The sequence below is a fragment of the Rhodococcus sp. NPDC054953 genome (assembly GCF_053609225.1).
The window spans coordinates 38,174-54,184 of the sequence record NZ_JBSGXD010000018.1; the positions used below are offsets into that span (position 1 = coordinate 38,174).

Here is a 16,011-nt window from a genome sequence, read left to right on the forward strand (position 1 = left end):
GCGATTTGGTACCTGGGTGGGTCTATGGGTTAAAGTCTGTTCCGCAGCCAAGCGAGAGCGAGCGCTGCCGAAGGTAATCCCCTGTAGCTCAATTGGCAGAGCTTCCGACTGTTAATCGGACGGTTGCTGGTTCGAGTCCAGCCGGGGGAGCCGCGAAACCCCTTCATCCGCCTCCGGCGGGTGGAGGGGTTTTCTCGTTCCGTTGCCGCAGTCGACGAACGGCACACCCCCGACCTGTGTACGCAGGTCGGGGGCGTCGTTCGCCGCGGCAGGCGGCCGGGTGCGGGAGTGAGATGGCTCACGCCGACGCCGGGTCGCCGACAATCGGGGACCTTCGACCCTGTTGTCGCCGCGCCGAGAATGGAACCCTCGCATTGTCGATGACGAACGAGGATGACGATGCGGAATTCACGAACTCTGACCAACCGGCACCTGCTGGCGCCGCGGGACGTCGACGAGCAGGTCGCGCGGGCGTGGTTCCTGCTGGCGATGCTCGCCGCGGTAACGGTGGTGGCGACCTCGGCGCTGCTGTTCGTCGCGATGACCTGAGCCTCGACGCGCCTCCGGACCGGCCGCGGCGCACCGGTACCATTCGGTGCGCCCGCGGTGCGGGCGGATGGGGCGGTAGCTCAGTCGGTTAGAGCCGTGGACTCATAATCCATTGGTCGCGGGTTCGAGCCCCGCCCGCCCCACCCTGGTTGACGCGACAATCGTGGCACCCCACGAATTAGGGTAGCCATGCTTAACTCCCGCTCGTGACACACACCTCCCGCCACTGGGCCACCTCCGCGAGCGACCTCGCGATCGCCGCCTTCCGCGTCGTCATCGGATTCCTCTTCTTCTGCCACGGCGCAACCAGCATGTGGGCGTGGCCCGCCGAGCCCTACGGCGGGCAGACCGCGCAGCTCGGTGCGTGGCCCGGTTGGTGGGGCGCCGCCATTCAGGTCGCCTGTGGCGCGCTGCTGATGGTCGGCCTCGGGACGCGGGCCGCCGCCTTCCTCGGGTCGGGCTCGATGGCATACGCGTACTTCTGGGGTCACCAGGCCGACGGCGCGCTGCCGATCCAGAACGATGGCGAACCCGCGGCACTGTTCTGCTGGGCGATGTTCGTGCTGGTGTTCATCGGCGGTGGATCGTTCGCGCTCGACCGGGTCGTGCGGCGCGGCCGGGGTGCCGCTGGCCCGGACCCGCGGGTGGACTCCCGTGCCGTCGGGGCGCCCACCTGACCCGTCGGTAACGGACGTTCACCTGGGGATATGCATCTACGTTAGAGGCTGTTACGAAATTCTTCTAGAACGTGTTCCAAATCTGTGGTTTTCCGGCTATCGTGTCCGCTGTGATCGCCGTCACCGGGGGTCACCTGACGCCGAAGTTGGACGAAAGGCCGGAACCGAGATGAAGACAAAAGGCGCGCTCCTGTGGGGTCTCAACGAGCCCTGGTCGGTCGAGGAGATCGAACTGGGCGACCCGCGCGAGGGTGAGGTCCAGATCCGCATGGAGGCGGCGGGCATGTGCCACTCCGACCACCACATCGTCACCGGCGCGACCCCGTTCCCGTCGTTCCCGATCCTCGGCGGACACGAGGGCGCGGGTGTGGTCACCAAGGTCGGCCCGGGCGTCAAGCGGCTGAAGGAGGGCGACCACGTCGTCCTGTCCTTCATCCCGGCCTGCGGCGCCTGCGACCCGTGTACCCAGGGGCACTCGAACCTCTGCGACCTGGGCGGGGGCCTGCTCACCGGCCAGTCCATCTCCGACGGCTCCTACCGCATCCAGGCGCGCGGCCAGAACGTCATCCCGATGTCGCTGCTCGGCACGTTCTCGCCCTACATGACCGTGCACGAGTACTCCGCGGTCAAGATCGACGAGCACATCCCGTTCGAGGTCGCTGCACTCGTCGGCTGCGGCGTCACCACGGGCTGGGGTTCGGCAACCAACGTCGCGCAGGTGCGTCCCGGTGACTCCGTCGCGATCGTCGGGGTCGGCGGCGTCGGCATGGCCGCGCTGCAGGGCGCTGTCGTCTCCGGCGCCCGCCACGTCATCGCGATCGACCCGGTCGCGTCCAAGCGTGAGCGGGCCCTGAAGTTCGGCGCCACCCACGCGTACGCCAGCCTCGAGGAGGCCATCGTCCCGGTCATGGAGCTGACCTGGGGCAAGATGTGCCAGAAGGTCATCCTCACGATGGGCGAGATGGACGGCACCCTCGTCGACCCGGCGCTGACCCTGACCGCGAAGACCGGCACCTGCGTCGTCACCTCGATGGGCAACATGTCGGACATGGACGTGAAGATGAACCTGTTCCTCTTCGCGATGCTGCAGAAGACGCTCAAGGGCAACGTCTTCGGCGGCGCCAACCCGCGCCACGAGATCCCGATGTTGTTGGACCTCTACAAGTCCGGTCAGCTGAACCTGCAGGACATGATCTCCAACACCTACAGCCTCGAGCAGGTCAACGAGGGCTACCAGGACATGCTCGACGGAAAGAACCTGCGCGGCGTCATCAAGTACACCGACGCCGACCGCTGACGGACACCCGCCGACGGCTCCTCGATGCCGGGTCGCCCCACGGGGTGACCCGGCATCGTCGCGTCCACCGGTCCTCGTAGGCTGACGCCATGCCCTCCCTCGCCGCGATCGACACCTGGCCCGTCGAGCACGCCGCCGCCGCCGCGGTCGGCCCTGGCGGCGTCCTGGACACGGCGGGGGACCAGGACCGGGTCTTCGCGCTGGCCTCGGTGACCAAGCCGCTCGTCGCCTACGGCGTCCTGGTCGCGGTGGAGGAGGGCGCGATCGACCTGGACCAGCCTGCGGGCCCACCCGGCGCGACGGTGCGGCACCTGCTCGCGCACACCTCGGGGCTGGCCTTCGGTGACCGGACCGTGCAGGCGGAGCCGGGCACCAAACGCATCTACTCCAGCGCGGGATTCGAGGTGCTCGCCGACCTCGTCGCGGCCGAGACCGCGATCGCGTTCCCGGAGTACCTCCGGCAGGCGGTGTTCGAACCGCTCGGGATGACCGGGTCGGCACTCGACGGATCCGCCGGTCACGGCGCCAGCGCCAGCACCGCCGACCTGACCCGGTTCGCGCAGGAACTGCTGCGGCCCCGGCTGGTGGCCCCCTCCACCCTCGGCGACGCCACGACGCTGCACTACCCCGACCTGCGCGGGCTGCTCCCCGGCTACGGCATGCAGCGGCCCAACGACTGGGGGCTCGGGTTCGAGATCCGCGACGGGAAGGCGCCGCACTGGACCGGTGCGACGAACTCGCCGGCCACCTTCGGTCACTTCGGGCAGTCCGGCACCTTCCTGTGGGTGGACCCGACCCGCGCGCTGGCGTGCGTCGCGCTCACCGACCGGGCGTTCGGCGACTGGGCCAAGGAGGCGTGGCCGCCGCTGAGCGACGCGGTCCTCGCCGAGTTCGGCGGACGCTGAGCGAGCCCCGTCCGCGGGGCAATACCCGCTTCAACTGGCGCACCACCGTGCACACGGGGCACACTGTTACCGCGCCACCGCCGGGTCAGCGCGACAGAGGCCGTTGGGGAAGACGACCCTCGTCGAAGCTGGAGGTGCGCTGTGCGCGAATGGGATCGGTTCGCCGACGCGACGAACGGTGTGCTGCACGTGCACTCGTCGCCAGCGGCGCTGTGCCCGCACATCGAGTGGGCCCTCGCCGCCACCCTGGACTGCCGCGCCAACCTGGCGTGGACCTCGCAGCAGGCATCCCCCGGGCAGCTGCGCGCCAGCACCGACTGGGTCGGCCCGGTCGGCACCGGTGCCCGGCTCGTCAACGCACTCCGGGCGTGGCCGATGCTGCGGTTCGAGGTCACCGAGGACGCCAGCGAGGGCGTCGACGGGGAACGCTACTGCCACGCGCCGGCGCTCGGGCTGTGGCGCGGGTCGATGAGCGCGAACGGTGATGTCATCGTCGGCGAGATGCGGCTGCGGGCGCTGATCGCCGAGCATGGCAGGTCCGAGCGCCTCGCCGCCGAGCTCGAACGCGCGCTCGGGTCGCAGTGGGACGCGGAACTCGAGCCGTACCGCAGCGGCGGCGAGGGCGCGGAGGTCACCTGGCTGCGCAGCGACGTCGGGTAGGACATCATGGCCCCATGCTGATCCTCGGCCTCGTCACGCTCGTCCTGCACGGCGTCCTCGCCGGCCTCTACTACGCGTTCTCGATGTCGGTGATGCCCGGCCTGAAGGCCGTCGACGACGACGCGGCCGACGCGGCAATGCGGAGCGTGAACCGGAAGATCCTCACCCCGTGGCTGTTCGTCCCGTTCCTCGGGGCACCCGTCGCGGCAGGCGCCGCCGGGTTCCTCGCGTCGGGCGCGGCCGCGACGTGGTACTTCGCTGCCGCCGCGGTCAACCTCGTCGGGTCCGTCCTGATCACCGCCGTCGTCAACGTCCCGCTCAACAACGCGCTCCTCGGTGGGCGGATCGGCTTCCGGGAGTACGCGCCGCGCTGGACCGCGTTCAACACGCTCCGCGCGGCGCTGTGCGTGGTGTCCCTGCTGCTGGTCGGCGTCGCCCTGACCCGGTGATCGACGGTCGGGAATCAGACCGGCCGACGGGGTGTTGAACGGTTCGGCCGTGGTTTTTGTGTGTTTGTGTACCCACTGCACGCTCGCAAGGAAACAGTGTTGCGGGCGCCGTGCAGCCCTTCAGGTTCCTGGGTTCATCCCGTCAGCGTCTGGAGACGTTCGCGTCGCGTCTGGAAACCGGCCCGGTCCGCACGGTGCGGTCCGACCAGCCCTGAGAAGGAGTCCTCATGACCCAGGGAACAGTCAAGTGGTTCAACGCGGAGAAGGGGTTCGGCTTCATCGCGCAGGACAACGGCGGCCCGGACGTGTTCGTGCACTACTCGGAGATCTCCGGTTCCGGCTTCAAGAGCCTCGAGGAGAACCAGCGGGTGGAGTTCGAGATCTCGCAGGGGGCCAAGGGCCCGCAGGCGACGGACGTCCGCGCGGTCTGACGCCGATCCGCCGGTGAACCCGCCGGCAGCCACGGGAGCCCCCCGACCGGAAGGTCGGGGGGCTCCCGTCGTCGGGGACCCGGTCCGTCGGGGGCCCGGTCGGTCAGGGTTCGGGCCGAAGATCGTGCGCCGTCTGCGCAGCGAGCACGTCACCGAGGTGCTCGTCGCTCCACTCGCAGGCCGCTCGGAGCGGCCCCTGCAGTGACCGGCCCAGGTCGGTCAGCTCGTACTCGACCCGCGCCGGGATCTCGGGGTACGAGGTGCGAGTGAGCAGTCCGCTGCGTTCCATCGACCGCAGTGACGCGGTGAGCACCTTCGGGGACACCATGTGCAGCGGCACCTGCAGTTCGGAGAACCGGCGGGGGCCGTCCCGCAGACAGGCGATGATGCGGGCGGTCCACTTGTCCCCGACCCGGATCGGTGACGGTCCCGGCAGGCAATCCGAGAACAGGTCGCGGGGCAACGGGGTGCGCACCTGGTCAGCCTAACTATCGTTGCGGTAACCGGCACCCCCCTCGCTACCGTCGGCGTCTCGACCGGCGACCGCCGGCCGAACGCGGACCAGGGAGGACAGTCGTGAACGAGATCGTGGTGTTCGGTGGCGGCAGGGCGGGGCGGCGTGTCGTGGCGGAGGCGGCTTCGCGCGGTCGGGCGGTGACGGTCGTGGCGCGGGATCCGCACCGCTACACCGGTCCGGTGGGGAATCTGGTCCGGGTGGTCGCGGGGGACGTCACCGATCGCGGCGACGTCGCGCGGATCGCGGCAGGCCACTCCGCCGCGATCCACACCGCAGCCCGAATGGACGTGCCGTCGACGGAGTTCTACGTTGCGGCCGCGCGGGCGTTGACCGGCGGCCTCGTCGACGCCGGGGTGCCGCGACTGGTGGCGGTGGGGATCGGCACGATGCTCGAGACGCAGCCGGGTGTGCGGGTCCTCGACGCACCCGGGTTCCCGGCGGAGGCGCGCGAGTTCTCGCTCGGCCATGTCGCGGAACTCGACGTCCTGGAATCCGCCGATGCCGCGTTGGATTGGGTGATGCTGGCGCCGCCGCCGGTGGTGCTCGACGAGGACGCGCCGCGGACCGGGCGGTACCGGACCGGTGGCACCGGTGTGCTCGGCGACGGGGCGTTCTCCTACGCCGACCTGGCCGTCGCGCTGGTCGACGAGGCCGAGAATGCCCGCCACAGCAGGGCCCTGGTCGCGGTCGGCTGACGGCGACAGCGTGCGGGCCCCGACCGGACCGGTCGGGGCCCGCACGTCACGTCACAGTGGGATGTTCTTGTGCAGGCCGCGGCGTGCGGGGGCCGCGGCGAGTGCCGCGGTGAGCCTGCTGCGGGTCGTGGCGGGCTCGATCAGCTCGTCGACGACGCCGATCGACATCGCCCGGCCGACGCCACCGGCGATCGCCTCGTGCTCGGCGGCCAGCCGGTCGTGTAGCGCCTCGCGCTCCTCCTCGGGTGCGGCGGCAAGGGCCCGCTTGTGCAGGATCCCGACCGCGGCCTTGGCGCCCATCACCGCGACCTCGGCCTCCGGCCACGCGTAGACGGCGGTGGCGCCGAGTGCGCGGGAGTTCATTGCGATGTACGCGCCGCCGTAGATCTTGCGGGTGACCAGGGTGACGCGGGGAACGGTCGCCTCGGCGAACGCGTGCAGCAGCTTCGCGCCGCGGCGCACCACCCCCTCCCACTCCTGGCTGACGCCGGGCAGATAGCCGGGCACGTCGACGACGACGACCAGCGGGATCCCGAACGCATCGCACAGCCGGACGAACCGGGCCGCCTTCTCCGCGCTCTCCGAGTTCAGGCAGCCGCCGAGGCGCAGCGGGTTGTTCGCGATGACGCCGACGGTGCGACCACCCATCCGGCCGATGCCGGTGACGATGCTGCGCGCGTAGTTGCCCTGCAGTTCCTCGAGGCTGGACTCGCCGTCCACGTTGTCGAGCAGCTCGTGCACGATCGGGCGGACGTCGTAGGCACGCTTGGCCGATGCGGGCATCATCGCCCGCAGGTCGGTGTCCCCGCGGCGGGCCGCCTCGACGTCGAACTCGCCCTGATCGGCGATCATCGACACCAGCCTGCGGGCCCGGTGTAGGGCGTCGAGCTCGTCGCGGGCGGCGATGTGCGCGACCCCGGACTTCTTGGTGTGCGTGTCCGGGCCGCCGAGCGACTCCATGTCGACCTGCTCGCCGGTCACCGAACGGACCACGTCGGGTCCGGTGACGAACACGCGGCCCTCGGGCGCCATGATGACGACGTCGGTGAGCGCGGGGCCGTAGGCGGCGCCGCCCGCGGCGAACCCGAGGACGACGGAAATCTGGGGGATCAGGCCGGACGCGCGGACCATGGCCTCGAACACGAGGCCCACGGCGTGCAGGGCCTCGACGCCCTCCGCAAGGCGGGCCCCGCCCGAATGCCAGATCCCGACGATCGGGACCTGCTCCTCGATCGCGGCGTCGATGGCCGCGACGATGTGCCTGCAGCCGTCCACGCCCATCGCGCCGCCCATCACGGTGGCGTCGGAGCAGTAGGCGATGGTGCGGACGCCGTCGATCTCGCCGGACGCGGCGAGGACGCCGGACCGGTCACGGTCATGCAGCGTCGTCGTGGTGCCCGCGTCGAACAGCTTCTCGAGCCGGGCGAGCGGATCGCGCGGGTCGAGCTGGGCATCGGATCTGGTGACGGGATCCAGAATGGTCATCGCCGGTCCTCCTTCAAAAGCGAGCCGCTGACTGTGGGGGTGGTGAGGGGCCCGCCGGTGCGGGCCCCTCACCCTCGAACTACGAGCCGCCCAACGTCAGGCGCGGCCGAAGGCGAGCGCAACGTTGTGCCCACCGAATCCGAACGAGTTGTTGATGGCGAAATCGATCCGGCCCTCGCGGGGCTGGCCCTTGACGACGTCCAGGTCGATCTCTGGATCCTGATTCTCGAGATTGAGCGTGGGCGGGATGATCCCGTCACGCACACTCAGGACCGTGAGCACCGATTCGAGCGCACCGACGGCGCCGATCGAATGCCCGAGCGCGGACTTCGGTGCGTACACCGCGGCGTGCGATCCGACCGCGGCGGTGATCGCCTTGGCCTCGGCGGTGTCGCCGATCGGGGTCGCGGTGGCGTGCGCGTTGACGAACGAGATGTCCGCCTTCGCCAATCCCGCGGACTCGATGGCCCGGGTCATGGCGCGGGCCGCTCCGGTGCCCTCGGGGTGCGGCGCCACGATGTGGTGTCCGTCCGAGGTGATGCCCGCACCCAGCAGTCGTGCGTGGATGGTGGCACCGCGCGCCTTCGCGTGCTCCTCGGTTTCGAGGACCATCATCGCGCCCGCCTCGCCGAAGACGAAGCCGTCGCGGTCCTTGTCGAACGGCCGCGACGCCCCCTTCGGGTCGTCGTTGCGGGTGCTCAGCGCCCGCATCATCGCGAAGCTGGCGGTGGCGACGGCGTCGAGTTGCCCTTCGACGCCACCGGCGACGACGATGTCGGCGTCACCGAGCGTGATCATCCGGTACGCGTGCGCGATCGCCTCCGACCCCGACGAGCAGGCGGAGACCGGGGTGATGACCCCGGCGCGCGCGCCGAGCTCGAGCCCCACCGTCGCGGCAGGGCCGTTCGGCATCACCATCTGCACGGCGAACGGGGACACCTTGCGGTACCCGCCCTCGCGCAGCTTGTCGACCGCGTCGATGAGCGTCTCACCGCCGCCGAGGCCGGTGCCGATGACGACGCCGAGCCGGTCCTGGTCGACCTCGGGGCTGCCCGCGTTCTGCCAGGCGGTGCGGCCCAGCGTCAGGGCGAGCCGCTCGGCGAACGCCATCCGCCGGACCTCGACGCGGGAGAGACCCTCGTCGGGGCTGACCTTGAGCCTGCCGCCGATGCGAACCGGCAGATCGAACTCGTCGACGAAGCCGTCGAGCGTGCCGATGCCGCTCTCGCCTGCGAGCAGGGACTTCCACGTGGCATCCACGTCACCAGCGAGTGACGTCGTAGCCGCGAGGCTGGTGACGACGACGTTGGGCAACGTCCGGGGAGAGGTGGAGGACACGTCGGGGCTCACTTGTCGTCGGTGGAGCCGGTCTGGACGCCCTCGGCCTCGAGCTTCTGAACGTAGGTGACCACGTCGCCGACGGTGCGCAGGCTCGCGAGGTCCTCGTCCGGGATCTTCACGCCGTACTTGTCTTCCATCTGCACGGCGATCTCGACCATGGACAGCGAGTCGATGTCGAGGTCGTCGACGAAGGCCTTCTCGATGGTCACCTCGGACGGCTCGATGCCGGTGACCTCTTCGATGATCTCGGCGATGCCGGCGATGATTTCTTCCTGAGTGTGTGCCACGGGGTGGCTCCCTTCATGATGGTGTTGTTATTCGGGTCCTGCGTTCGCCCGGTCCGGCGGACCGGGTGAGTGATGCAAGTTCGGTGAGTTCCGGCCAGCGCTGCGGCCGGATCAGCCGAGCTGGGCGACGGTGTCCAGCTCGGCCGGGGTTTTCATGGCCAGCGTCGGGGTGCCCTTGAGCTCGCGCTTCGCGATGCCGACCAGGGTGCCCGCGGGCGGCAGTTCGGCGACCGCGGAGACCGCGGCGTCGCGGAGGTAGGCGCTGCACAGGTCCCACCGCACCGGGCGGGTGACCTGCGCGGCCAGCTTGGTCAGCGCGTCGGCGCCGGAGGTCACCGGCTGCCCGTCGGCGTTGGACAGCAACGTGCGGGTGGGGTCCTGCGGGACGATCCGGGCGGCGGCCGCGGTGACCGCGTCCTGCGCCGGTGCCATGAAGCGCGTGTGGAAGGCGCCCGCGACGGGGAGGGCGCGCACCCGGGCCTTCTCCGGCGGGTTGGCCGCCAGCTCCTCCAGCTGGGTGAGCAGGCCCGCGGCGACGATCTGGCCTGCCGCATTGCGGTTGGCTGGCTCGAGATCGAGTTCGGCGAGGCGGGCGAGGACGGAGTCCTCGTCGCCACCGAGGACCGCGGACATGCCGGTCGGCTCCAGCGCGCACGCCTTCGCCATCTCCGACCCGCGCAGCGCGGCGAGCGCGACCGCGTCGTCCGCGGAGATGACCCCGGCGATCGCCGCTGCGGCGAGTTCGCCGACCGAGTGGCCCGCGACGACGAGGTCCGCGGGAACCTGGCCGCGGCGTTCGAGCTCCTCGAACGCCAGCAGTGCGGACGCGACGACGAGCGGCTGGGTGACGGCCGTGTCGGTGATCTCCTCCGCGGTGGCGGTGGTACCGAGCCGACCGAGGTCGAGGCCGGCGGCCTTCGACCAGATCGCAACGCGATCAGCAGAGCCGGGCAGCTCCAGCCAGGGGCTGAGCATGCCGGGCGTTTGGGACCCCTGACCCGGGGCGAGCAACGCAATCACAGGAATAAGGGAACACCGGCCGCCCGCCGTGGCGGGGTGTTGTTGACGATGAACCTTGGACAAGTGTTTTGTAGGGTTCCAACAAAACCGCTTGTCGCCGTCGAGCATCGTACTTCAATCGTTGCGCGTTACAGCCCGTTCCCGTGATCTGTTGCGGCTGTGACTGATGTGGCGGAACTGGAAGGTTCGTGATGGGTTCGAGTCAGCCTGCCCACTGTTGCTGCGATTCGGAGTACGTACGCGTCCCGCGGATTGGTCGGATCTCGCCGCGTGATCTCCGCGATCTTCTTCAGTCGATACCGCACGGTATTTGGATGGACGAACAGTTGACGGGCGCAGGTCTCGACGGCGGCGCCGCAGTCCAGATAGGTGTCGAGGGTGTCCGTCAGCGCCGATCCCGCCGCGGCGAGCGGCTGCACCAACTGGTCGTTGAGGGCGTCGAGCGCGGCGCGGTCGCCGAGCAGGGCGCGCTCGGGCAGCAGCTCGCCCGCGTGCACCGGCCGCGGCGCGGCGCGCCAACCCGCGACCGCGTCCATGCCGGCGAGCGCCTCGACCGCGCTGAAGTGGGCGGCGCCGAGGGTGCCGGTCGTCGGACCGATGACCACCGGTCCGGGGGAGAACGCGGCAAGCAGGTCGTTCAGGAACGGCCGGTTCTCCGGTGAGGACCGCACATCCCCGGAGACCACGGCCACCAGCCGCGACCCCTGCACCACCGCGAGCGCGGCCCGGTCGTGCCGCTGCGCGATCGTGTGCACCGTGCCGACGACGGACACCCCCTCCTCGGGCGGCGGCGTCCCGACCAGCACCGTCGCGGGTGCGGTCGCGTCCCAGTTCAGCGTCGCCGCCCGCGAGAGCATGTCCGGGCCGCTGTCGCCGCGGACCACCGCATCGACGACCAGGGCCTCGAGCCGGGTGTCCCAGGCGCCGCGGGACTCGGCGGCGCTCGCGTACACCGTCGCCGCCGTGAACCCGAGCTCGCGCCCGTACCGCAGCACCGCCTCGGTCAGGGCGACCAGCTGCTGATCGTTGCGGGCGAGCGCCGGCAGCCACTGCTCGAAGAACTCCATCGCCACCCGGACCATGTCGACGGTCTGCCGCAGCGTCAGGCGCCGGGCCAGGTCCTGGGGGATGACCTGGAATGCGTCCAGGCTGAACCGCATGTCGCTGTCGGCCGGGTTGCGCAGCCATTCCAGGAAGTTGACGATCGCCGTCTGCACCAGCAGCTGCACGCTGGCGCGCTGATCCGCGTCGAGGTCGGCGAAGAACGGCAGCTGCGTCTGCATCGAGGACACCGCCTCGGTCGACAGCCTGCCGGAGAACTGCTTGACCCGGCGGAGCAGCGCGTCGGGCAGCGGCTCCCGCGGTTCCCGGCGGCCGACGAACGGTGGTGCGACCGGGGTGCGGGCGCCCTCCGGGACGGCGGGCGGCGGCGCCGCGGCCGGGTCATCGGTGGGCGGGGTCGCCGCCGTCTCCGCCCCGTCGGACTCCTGTGCACCCATGACAGGGAAACCTACGCCACCACTCGGGCCGAACGCCCCGGCACCGGGGCGGTGTCGGGGCGTTCGAGGGGGAGCTAGGCGCTGCCGGGGTCCTTCATCGACGTCGGCGCCGCGAGGACGTCGTCGATCCGGTACTGGCGGGCGGCGGCCGCCGGGGTGTTGTGCTCGACCTTGCCCGCGCGGGCGAGCCCGGCGAGCACCGCGACCGCGATCGACTCGGCGTCGACGTTGAAGAACCGTCGCGCCGCCGTGCGGGTGTCGGAGAAGCCGAACCCGTCGGTGCCGAGGGTGGTGTAGTCGCCGGGCACCCACTGGCGGATCTGGTCCGGCACCGCGCGCATCCAGTCGGACGCGGCAACGAACGGGCCCTCGGCGCCGGCCAGGGCGGTGGCGACGTACGGGATACGCGGGTCGGCGTCCGGGCTGTGCAGCGCCTCACGGTCGCATTCGATGCCCTCCCTGCGCAGCTCGCCCCACGAGGTCACCGACCACACGTCCGCGGAGACCCCCCAGTCGTCGGCGAGCAGCTGCGCGGCGCGCAGACCCTCCGGCATCGCGACACCCGAGACCAGGATCTGGGCCTTGGGGCCAGTGCCTGCGCTGCGCTGGTAGAGGTAGATGCCCTTGAGCAGGCCGTCGACGTCGAGGCCCTCCGGCTCGGCGGGCTGCACGTACGGCTCGTTGTAGATCGTCAGGTAGTAGAAGACGTTCTCGCCGCCGAACCCGGGAACCCCCTCGGTGCCGCCGTACATCCGGCGGATGCCGTCCCGGACGATGTGTGCGATCTCGTAGGAGAACGCCGGATCGTAGGTGACCGCGGCCGGGTTCGTCGACGCCAGCAGCAGCGAATGCCCGTCGGCGTGCTGCAGGCCCTCGCCGGTGAGGGTGGTGCGGCCCGCGGTGGCGCCGAGCACGAACCCGCGGGACATCTGGTCCGCCGCGGCCCACAGTCCGTCACCGGTCCGCTGGAACCCGAACATCGAGTAGAAGATGTACAGCGGGATCATCGGCTCGCCGTGCGTGGCGTACGAGGAGCCGACCGCCGTGAACGACGCCGTCGAGCCTGCCTCGTTGATGCCCTCGTGCAGGATCTGGCCGACGCTGGACTCCTTGTACGCCAGCATCAACTCGGCGTCGACGGAGGTGTACAGCTGCCCGTTGCGGTTGTAGATCTTCAGCGACGGGAACCACGAGTCCATGCCGAAGGTGCGCGCCTCGTCCGGGATGATCGGCACGATCCGCTTGCCGATCTCCTTGTCCCGCAACAGTTCCTTGATGACGCGGACCAGCGCCATCGTGGTCGCGACCTCCTGCTTGCCCGACCCCTTGCGGATCGGATCGAGGGTGGCGATGTCCGGCACCGGCAGCGGCGCCGCATCGGTGCGGCGGGACGGGAGGAACCCGCCGAGCTGCGCGCGGCGGTCGAGCATGTACCGGATCTCCGGGGCGTCCGGCCCGGGGTGGTAGTACGGGGGCAGGTAGGGATCCTTCTCCAACTCGGCGTCGGAGATCGGGATCCGCTGCAGGTCGCGGAACGCCTTGAGGTCGTCGAGGGTCAGCTTCTTCATCTGGTGCGTGGCGTTGCGGCCCTCGAAGTGCTTGCCGAGGGTGTAGCCCTTGATCGTGTGCGCCAGGATGACCGTCGGCTGGCCCTTGTGGGCCATCGCCGCGGCGTACGCGGCGTGAATCTTGCGGTAGTCGTGGCCGCCCCGCTTGAGGTTCCAGATCTCCTGGTCGGTGAGGTCCTTGACCAGTTCCTTGGTCCGCGGGTCGCGGCCGAAGAAGTGTTCGCGGACGTAGCCGCCGTCGTTGGCCTTGTAGGTCTGGTAGTCGCCGTCCGGGGTGACGTTCATCAGGTTCACCAGGGCGCCGTCCTTGTCGGCCTGCAGCAGCGCGTCCCACTCGCGGCCCCAGACGACCTTGATGACGTTCCAGCCAGCGCCGCGGAAGAACGACTCCAGTTCCTGGATGATCTTGCCGTTGCCGCGGACCGGCCCGTCCAGGCGCTGCAGGTTGCAGTTGACGACGAAGGTCAGGTTGTCCAGGCCCTCGGTCGCCGCGACATGCGCGAGTCCCCGCGACTCCGGCTCGTCCATCTCGCCGTCACCGAGGAACGCCCACACGTGCTGCTGCGCGGTGTCCTTGATCCCGCGGTCGTGCAGGTAGTGGTTGAACCGGGCCTGGTAGATGGCGTTCATCGGGCCGAGGCCCATCGACACCGTCGGGAACTCCCAGAAGTCGGGGAGCAGGCGCGGATGCGGGTACGACGGCAGCCCACCCTCGGCGTGGCTGGCCTCCTGGCGGAACCCATCCATCTGCTCGGGCGGGATCCGGCCCTCCAGGAAGGCGCGTGCGTAGATGCCGGGGGAGGCGTGCCCCTGCACGAAGATGTGGTCGCCGCCGCCCGGATGATCCTTGCCGCGGAAGAAGTGGTTGAACCCGACCTCGTACAGCGCCGCGGACGACGCGTACGTGGAGATGTGCCCGCCCACGCCGACCCCGGGGCGCTGCGCGCGGTGCACCATGATCGCGGCGTTCCACCGGATCCAGGCGCGGTAGCGGCGCTCGACCTCCTCGTCGCCGGGGAACCAGGGCTCGTTCTCGGTGGGGATGGTGTTGACGAAGTCGGTGGACGTCAGGGCGGGAATGGAGACGTGCCGCTCGCCTGCGCGCTCGAGCAGCCGCAGCATCAGGTAGCGTGCGCGGGCCGGGCCGGAGCGCTCCACGAGATCGTCGAAGCTTTCGATCCACTCGCCGGTTTCGTCGGGATCGATGTCGGGAAGGTAGGACGCGACGCCCTCGCGGATGACGCGCACACGGCCGTCGGAACCGGGAGTGGAACTGGGCGCCAGGGGAGATACCGGGTCCTGGGTCTGCTCGGACAACTTTTGCTCCTCATCGCGGGTGGACGCACGGTGCGGCGTCCGATCCATCCGGGTCTCCTGGTGTGACGGCGGCCCGGTGTGTTCATGATGGTGATCTGGGTCCAATCCTGCCAAATGCCCCCGACCGCGGTGCGCGCGCGTCTGTTTCGTCGCCCGTCCAAAGATTTGTTATGGCGAATCGGCGCGGCCCGCTTGCGCGGAACGCCTCGAGCATGTTCGCTTTCACTACCGATCAACACCGATCGGATGCTGGAGACAGCACGAACACCTGTAGGAGGACACCACCGTGGTCGCCGAGGCCGACGCCCAGAACTACGTCCAGAAACTGGGCATCACCCAAGACATGGCTGTACAGGAACTGGGTTGGGACGAGGACACCGACGACGCCCTGCGGGCCGCCGTCGAGGAGACCATCGGCGGTGAGCTCCTCGACGAGGACTCAGACGACGTGATCGACGTGGTCCTGCTGTGGTGGCGGGACGGCGACGGCGACCTCGTCGACGCGCTGATGGATGCGATCGGCCCGCTCGCCGACGAGGGCTTCGTGTGGGTGCTCACCCCGAAGACCGGGCAGCCCGGGCATGTCGAACCCAGCGAGATCGCCGAATCGGCGCCCACCGCCGGACTGACTCAGACGTCGGCCGCGAACCTGGGATCCTGGTCGGGCAGTCGGCTGGTGCAGCCCAAGGCCCGCCCCGCGAAGCAGCGCTGAGCGCCCAACCCGGTTAGGAATTCGCATGCCCCTCGACGTCGGTGCCGTCGCGCCCGATTTCACCCTCAAGGACCAGAACAACCAGGAGGTCTCGCTCTCGGACTATCGGGGCGAGAAGAACGTCCTGATCGTGTTCTACCCGCTCGCGTTCACCGGAACGTGTCAGGGCGAACTGTGCAAGGTGCGCGACGGGCTGCCCAAGTTCGAGAACGACGACGCCGCCGTGCTCGCGATCTCGGTCGGCCCGCCGCCAACGCACAAGATCTGGTCCGCCGAGCAGGGCTACACCTTCCCGCTGCTGTCCGACTTCTGGCCGCACGGCGCGGTCGCGCAGGCCTACGGCGTGTTCAACGACAAGGCCGGGTACGCCAACCGCGGCACCTTCGTCGTCGACAAGGAGGGAATCATCCGGTTCGCCGAGATGAACGGCCCCGGGGAGGCCCGTGACCAGGGAGCTTGGGAGAAGGCGCTCGCCGCGCTAGATTCCTGAGTGCATTCCGGCGTGCGGACAGCTGTCCACGCGCCGGGGTTTGGGGGTGTGGCTCCGTGGTAGAGCTCTTGTTTTCCACACCCACGGTCGGGGGTTCGAAAACCTCCGCACC

General features: G+C 70.0%; 17 protein-coding genes and 2 tRNA genes. 12 read left to right on the forward strand and 7 right to left on the reverse strand.

Annotated elements, in window-relative coordinates; genetic code table 11:
- Window positions 1–77: 77 nt before the first annotated feature.
- From ACWF62_RS13810 to ACWF62_RS13850, 9 genes are all read left to right on the forward strand, one after another.
- Window positions 78–150 (forward strand) — tRNA-Asn (locus ACWF62_RS13810).
- A gap of 249 nt (window positions 151–399) precedes the next feature.
- A complete protein-coding gene (locus ACWF62_RS13815) occupies window positions 400–549 on the forward strand; it encodes a hypothetical protein (RefSeq protein ID WP_452630349.1) in 150 nt (49 codons plus the stop codon).
- Window positions 550–618: 69 nt separating this feature from the next.
- Window positions 619–692 (forward strand) — tRNA-Ile (locus tag ACWF62_RS13820).
- A 63-nt stretch (window positions 693–755) separates the two neighbouring features.
- Window positions 756–1,226 carry a DoxX family protein gene (locus ACWF62_RS13825; RefSeq protein ID WP_452630350.1) on the forward strand — a complete coding sequence of 157 codons (471 nt, stop codon included), beginning with the start codon at window positions 756–758 and terminating at the stop codon, window positions 1,224–1,226.
- A 169-nt stretch (window positions 1,227–1,395) separates the two neighbouring features.
- Complete coding sequence (locus tag ACWF62_RS13830; RefSeq protein ID WP_452630351.1) at window positions 1,396–2,523, forward strand: NDMA-dependent alcohol dehydrogenase; 1,128 nt, start codon at window positions 1,396–1,398, stop codon at window positions 2,521–2,523.
- 89 nt (window positions 2,524–2,612) lie between these two features.
- Window positions 2,613–3,428, forward strand: coding sequence for a serine hydrolase domain-containing protein (locus tag ACWF62_RS13835; protein ID WP_452630352.1), 816 nt, complete (start codon window positions 2,613–2,615; stop codon window positions 3,426–3,428).
- Between the two features lie 141 nt (window positions 3,429–3,569).
- Window positions 3,570–4,088, forward strand: coding sequence for a DUF3145 domain-containing protein (locus ACWF62_RS13840; RefSeq protein WP_452630353.1), 519 nt, complete (start codon window positions 3,570–3,572; stop codon window positions 4,086–4,088).
- A gap of 14 nt (window positions 4,089–4,102) precedes the next feature.
- Entirely contained in the window at window positions 4,103–4,537 is a 435-nt protein-coding gene (locus ACWF62_RS13845) for an anthrone oxygenase family protein (protein ID WP_378508342.1), read from the forward strand.
- A gap of 227 nt (window positions 4,538–4,764) precedes the next feature.
- Entirely contained in the window at window positions 4,765–4,968 is a 204-nt protein-coding gene (locus ACWF62_RS13850) for a cold-shock protein (protein ID WP_378508343.1), read from the forward strand.
- Window positions 4,969–5,071: 103 nt separating this feature from the next.
- Here ACWF62_RS13850 and ACWF62_RS13855 read toward each other — a convergent pair whose 3' ends face one another.
- Entirely contained in the window at window positions 5,072–5,443 is a 372-nt protein-coding gene (locus ACWF62_RS13855; RefSeq protein WP_452630354.1) for a winged helix-turn-helix transcriptional regulator, read from the reverse strand.
- A 101-nt stretch (window positions 5,444–5,544) separates the two neighbouring features.
- On the opposite strand from ACWF62_RS13855, the gene ACWF62_RS13860 reads away from it, so the two are divergent.
- Window positions 5,545–6,180 (forward strand): NAD(P)-dependent oxidoreductase, encoded by a 636-nt coding sequence (locus tag ACWF62_RS13860; protein ID WP_378570521.1) that lies wholly within the window; start codon window positions 5,545–5,547, stop codon window positions 6,178–6,180.
- A 51-nt stretch (window positions 6,181–6,231) separates the two neighbouring features.
- Here the strand turns inward: ACWF62_RS13860 and ACWF62_RS13865 are convergent, their stop codons facing one another.
- The 6 genes from ACWF62_RS13865 to aceE all read right to left on the reverse strand — a co-directional run bounded on the left by ACWF62_RS13865 (window position 6,232) and on the right by aceE (window position 14,745).
- The gene (locus tag ACWF62_RS13865) at window positions 6,232–7,665 is read right to left on the reverse strand and encodes an acyl-CoA carboxylase subunit beta (RefSeq protein WP_378508346.1); all 1,434 of its coding nucleotides are present in this window, start codon (window positions 7,663–7,665) and stop codon (window positions 6,232–6,234) included.
- Window positions 7,666–7,761: 96 nt separating this feature from the next.
- Window positions 7,762–9,003, reverse strand: a complete 1,242-nt coding sequence (locus ACWF62_RS13870; protein WP_378508347.1) for a KasA/KasB family beta-ketoacyl-ACP synthase — start codon at window positions 9,001–9,003, stop codon at window positions 7,762–7,764.
- An 8-nt stretch (window positions 9,004–9,011) separates the two neighbouring features.
- A complete protein-coding gene (gene acpM / locus ACWF62_RS13875; protein ID WP_378508348.1) occupies window positions 9,012–9,293 on the reverse strand; it encodes a meromycolate extension acyl carrier protein AcpM in 282 nt (93 codons plus the stop codon).
- Window positions 9,294–9,404: 111 nt separating this feature from the next.
- Window positions 9,405–10,313, reverse strand: coding sequence for an ACP S-malonyltransferase (locus ACWF62_RS13880; protein ID WP_452630355.1), 909 nt, complete (start codon window positions 10,311–10,313; stop codon window positions 9,405–9,407).
- 128 nt (window positions 10,314–10,441) lie between these two features.
- Window positions 10,442–11,812 (reverse strand): PucR family transcriptional regulator, encoded by a 1,371-nt coding sequence (locus tag ACWF62_RS13885; protein ID WP_378508350.1) that lies wholly within the window; start codon window positions 11,810–11,812, stop codon window positions 10,442–10,444.
- 74 nt (window positions 11,813–11,886) lie between these two features.
- Window positions 11,887–14,745 (reverse strand): pyruvate dehydrogenase (acetyl-transferring), homodimeric type, encoded by a 2,859-nt coding sequence (gene aceE / locus ACWF62_RS13890; protein ID WP_378570517.1) that lies wholly within the window; start codon window positions 14,743–14,745, stop codon window positions 11,887–11,889.
- Window positions 14,746–14,983: 238 nt separating this feature from the next.
- Between aceE and ACWF62_RS13895 the strand changes: the two genes are divergently transcribed.
- A complete protein-coding gene (locus ACWF62_RS13895; protein ID WP_378508352.1) occupies window positions 14,984–15,409 on the forward strand; it encodes a DUF3052 domain-containing protein in 426 nt (141 codons plus the stop codon).
- Window positions 15,410–15,434: 25 nt separating this feature from the next.
- The gene (locus ACWF62_RS13900) at window positions 15,435–15,899 is read left to right on the forward strand and encodes a peroxiredoxin (RefSeq protein WP_378508353.1); all 465 of its coding nucleotides are present in this window, start codon (window positions 15,435–15,437) and stop codon (window positions 15,897–15,899) included.
- Window positions 15,900–16,011: the final 112 nt, after the last annotated feature.

Excerpts from the sequence above, each read along its gene's own strand:
- ACWF62_RS13815 (WP_452630349.1), top strand. The coding sequence starts at position 400 with ATGCGGAATTCACGAACTCTGACCAACCGGCACCTGCTGGCGCCGCGG.
- ACWF62_RS13830 (WP_452630351.1), top strand. The coding sequence starts at position 1,396 with ATGAAGACAAAAGGCGCGCTCCTGTGGGGTCTCAACGAGCCCTGGTCG.
- ACWF62_RS13835 (WP_452630352.1), top strand. The coding sequence starts at position 2,613 with ATGCCCTCCCTCGCCGCGATCGACACCTGGCCCGTCGAGCACGCCGCC.
- ACWF62_RS13845 (WP_378508342.1), top strand. The coding sequence starts at position 4,103 with ATGCTGATCCTCGGCCTCGTCACGCTCGTCCTGCACGGCGTCCTCGCC.
- ACWF62_RS13850 (WP_378508343.1), top strand. The coding sequence starts at position 4,765 with ATGACCCAGGGAACAGTCAAGTGGTTCAACGCGGAGAAGGGGTTCGGC.
- ACWF62_RS13865 (WP_378508346.1), bottom strand. The coding sequence starts at position 7,665 with ATGACCATTCTGGATCCCGTCACCAGATCCGATGCCCAGCTCGACCCG.
- ACWF62_RS13885 (WP_378508350.1), bottom strand. The coding sequence starts at position 11,812 with ATGGGTGCACAGGAGTCCGACGGGGCGGAGACGGCGGCGACCCCGCCC.
- aceE (WP_378570517.1), bottom strand. The coding sequence starts at position 14,745 with ATGGATCGGACGCCGCACCGTGCGTCCACCCGCGATGAGGAGCAAAAG.
- ACWF62_RS13900 (WP_378508353.1), top strand. The coding sequence starts at position 15,435 with ATGCCCCTCGACGTCGGTGCCGTCGCGCCCGATTTCACCCTCAAGGAC.